This is a genomic window from Streptomyces sp. NPDC020362, from assembly GCF_040642095.1.
Lineage (GTDB): Bacteria > Actinomycetota > Actinomycetes > Streptomycetales > Streptomycetaceae > Streptomyces.
Genome location: NZ_JBFAET010000469.1, coordinates 1 through 1,616, shown reverse-complemented (window position 1 = coordinate 1,616; position 1,616 = coordinate 1). Strand labels below are relative to the sequence as shown.

The following is a 1,616-nucleotide window of genomic DNA, read 5'->3' as shown; positions in this document are numbered from 1 at the left end:
CTGGCTCACCGACATCATCCCGCCCGCACCGGCCAGGACCTTCAACGACCGCGAGCGAAGGGCCACGACACGCGCACCGTCCTCCAGGGACAGCATCCCGGCCACCGTCGCCGCCGCGATCTCGCCCTGCGAGTGGCCGACGACCGCGTCCGGGATCACGCCCGCGGCCTCCCACACCGCGGCCAGGGACACCATCACCGCCCACAGCGCAGGCTGGACGACATCCGCAGCCTCCAGCGCAGGCGCGCCCCCCGCACCAGTGAGCACGTCCGTCAGGGACCAGTCCACATACGGGTCGAGTGCCTTCTCGCACTCGGCCAGCCGCGCCGCGAACACCGCGCTGACTTCGGCCAGTTCACGGCCCATGCCCAGCCACTGCGAACCCTGACCCGCGAAGGCGAACACCACCCGCGCCCCCGGCCGGGCCACACCGCAGACCACCGAGCCCGAGGACACACCCGCGGCCAGGCTCTCCAGACCGGACACCAGCTCGCCACGGCCACCACCGACCACAACCGCCCGGTGCTCGAACAACGACCGCGTCACCGCCAACGACCAGGCAACATCCGCCGGTTCCAGCTCCGGCCGCGCCACGACCCACTCCCGCAAACGCCCCGCCTGCCCCGACAAACCGCTCGCCGACCGGCCCGACACCACCCACACACCCGGACCCGACACCACCGAAACCACGCTCGCGTCACCGGTCGTGCGGTCGGCATCGTCCTGCCCGGACGCGCCGATCTCAGCGGCCGGCGCCTCCTCCAGGATCACGTGTGCGTTGGTTCCGCTGATCCCGAACGAGGACACACCCGCACGCCGCACCCGCCCGTTCGCAGGCCACGCCACCGACTCCGTCAGCAACCGCACCCGCCCCGCAGACCAGTCGATATGCGGCGACGGCTCATCCACATGCAACGTCCGCGGCAACTCACCATGCTGCAGCGCCAGCACCACCTTCATCACACCCGCCACACCAGCAGCCGCCTGCGTATGACCGATGTTCGACTTCACCGACCCCAACCACACCGCAGACTCCTCCGACCGCCCCTGCCCATACGTCGCCAGCAACGCCTGCGCCTCGATCGGATCACCCAACGCCGTCCCCGTACCATGCGCCTCCACCACATCCACATCCACACCCGACAACCCCGCACTCGCCAACGCAGCACGAATCACCCGCTGCTGCGACGGACCATTCGGCGCCGTCAGACCATTCGACGCACCGTCCTGATTCACCGCACTGCCCCGCACCACCGCCAGCACCCGATGACCAAGACGCCGCGCATCCGACAACCGCTCCACCACGAGCATGCCGACACCCTCCGCCATGCCCATCCCGTCCGCCGACGCAGCAAACGCCTTCGACCGCCCATCCACCGCAAGCCCACGAGCCTGAGAGAACGCCACAAACCCGTCCGGCGTCGCCATCAACGTCACACCACCCGCCAACGCCAGCGAACACTCACCCGCCCGCACCGCCTGACACGCCAGATGCAACGCCACCAACGACGACGAACACGCCGTGTCCATCGTCACCGCCGGACCCTCCAACCCGAACGTGTACGACAACCGCCCCGACAACACACTCGTCGCATTACCCGTCATCAAATGACCGG

The 1,616-nt window shown here is 69.4% G+C and carries 1 protein-coding gene; it reads right to left on the bottom strand.

Going from position 1 to position 1,616, the window contains the following annotated elements:
- The coding region (locus AB0H32_RS48285) for a type I polyketide synthase (RefSeq protein WP_361136099.1) at nt 1–1,616 on the bottom strand (1,616 nt) is incomplete at both ends.